Below are 1,033 nucleotides of genomic sequence, written 5' to 3' on the forward strand. Positions count from 1 at the left end.
GGCTACGAACCAGGCGGTCGGAGGTTCGAATCCTCCCGAGCGCGCCATAATTTGTGTGGTGAGGTGGCCGAGAGGCTGAAGGCGCTCCCCTGCTAAGGGAGTATACGGCTTATACCCGTATCGAGGGTTCGAATCCCTCCTTCACCGCCATTCTTTTCTTGTTCAAGTTTTGCTTGATAAAGAATGCCTGCGCGTCCGTAGCTCAGCTGGATAGAGTACCTGGCTACGAACCAGGCGGTCGGAGGTTCGAATCCTCCCGGACGCGCCATTATTCCTAAGTATCAACGGATTGTTACTTATGCCAATGACGGAAACGCATTGGTCGTTAGGTGTTTCCTAACCAAAACAAATTTTGCGCGCTCGTAGCTCAGCTGGATAGAGTACCTGGCTACGAACCAGGCGGTCGGAGGTTCGAATCCTCCCGAGCGCGCCATTATTTACAACGTATTGCCGCAAGGCGGTACTATAAAACCGAATTAGTGTGCGTCCGTAGCTCAGCTGGATAGAGTACCTGGCTACGAACCAGGCGGTCGGAGGTTCGAATCCTCCCGGACGCGCCATTATTTCAACGTATTGCCGACAGGTGATGCGATAAAAACAGATTTTGCGCGCTCGTAGCTCAGCTGGATAGAGTACCTGGCTACGAACCAGGCGGTCGGAGGTTCGAATCCTCCCGAGCGCGCCATTATTACAACGTATTGCCGCAGGCGGTACTATAAAACCGAATTAGTGTGCGTCCGTAGCTCAGCTGGATAGAGTACCTGGCTACGAACCAGGCGGTCGGAGGTTCGAATCCTCCCGGACGCGCCATTATTTCAACGTATTGCCGACAGGCGATGCGATAGAAACAGATTTTGCGCGCTCGTAGCTCAGCTGGATAGAGTACCTGGCTACGAACCAGGCGGTCGGAGGTTCGAATCCTCCCGAGCGCGCCATTATTTACAACGTATTGCCGCAAGGCGGTACTATAAAACCGAATTAGTGTGCGTCCGTAGCTCAGCTGGATAGAGTACCTGGCTACGAACCAGGCGGT

The 1,033-nt window shown here is 53.7% G+C and carries 7 tRNA genes; all 7 read left to right on the plus strand.

From position 1 onward, the window contains the following. Positions 1 to 57 precede the first annotated feature (57 nt). The 7 genes from L4D79_RS29780 (at position 58) to L4D79_RS29810 (ending at position 935) form a co-directional block, all read left to right on the plus strand. Positions 58 to 150 (plus strand) — tRNA-Ser (locus L4D79_RS29780). A gap of 41 nt (positions 151 to 191) precedes the next feature. After that, positions 192 to 268, plus strand: a tRNA-Arg gene (locus L4D79_RS29785). An 88-nt stretch (positions 269 to 356) separates the two neighbouring features. Beyond that, positions 357 to 433, plus strand: a tRNA-Arg gene (locus L4D79_RS29790). Positions 434 to 483: 50 nt separating this feature from the next. Next, positions 484 to 560 (plus strand) — tRNA-Arg (locus L4D79_RS29795). A 48-nt stretch (positions 561 to 608) separates the two neighbouring features. After that, a tRNA-Arg gene (locus L4D79_RS29800) sits at positions 609 to 685 on the plus strand. A gap of 48 nt (positions 686 to 733) precedes the next feature. Next, positions 734 to 810, plus strand: a tRNA-Arg gene (locus tag L4D79_RS29805). Between the two features lie 48 nt (positions 811 to 858). Beyond that, a tRNA-Arg gene (locus L4D79_RS29810) sits at positions 859 to 935 on the plus strand. Positions 936 to 1,033: the final 98 nt, after the last annotated feature.

This window comes from Photobacterium satsumensis, assembly GCF_050336935.1.
GTDB classification, from domain to species: Bacteria; Pseudomonadota; Gammaproteobacteria; order Enterobacterales; family Vibrionaceae; genus Photobacterium; species Photobacterium satsumensis.